Source organism: Robertmurraya sp. DFI.2.37 (assembly GCF_029211245.1).
GTDB classification, from domain to species: Bacteria; Bacillota; Bacilli; order Bacillales; family Cytobacillaceae; genus Robertmurraya; species Robertmurraya methanolica_A.
In genome coordinates this window covers 1-287 of record NZ_JARGEJ010000898.1, presented here as the reverse complement: position 1 = coordinate 287, position 287 = coordinate 1, and the positions used below count along the sequence as shown (strand labels likewise).

The 287-nt window shown below is 39.7% G+C and carries 1 protein-coding gene; it reads right to left on the bottom strand.

What is annotated here, in order from left to right; translation table 11 throughout:
- Window positions 1–84: 84 nt before the first annotated feature.
- Window positions 85–287, bottom strand: a 203-nt coding sequence (locus PZE06_RS29075) for a GbsR/MarR family transcriptional regulator (RefSeq protein WP_369011870.1), incomplete at its 5' end; no start/stop codon positions are given.

Below are 287 nucleotides of genomic sequence, written 5' to 3'. Positions count from 1 at the left end.
CTTTTCAATCGCATTTATGTTGGCTGTCACCCCTGCACGCCACTTTATTGTAAAAAGATCACTAAAGGTCTGATACCAATCCATTTAGGCACGATATAAATCCTTTCGCTCTCCTCGTTTCCAAACCTTTTCCACCATCTTTAATTCCATTAAACCTCTTACAGAAGTACTCATGCTAGTTATGCTCATTCCAAGCTCATCTTTCATCGCATCCAATGTCATCGGTTCTTCCTGAAAATAAAGGGAACCATAAAGTCTGCCAACAGATTCAGTTACTCCGTACAAAT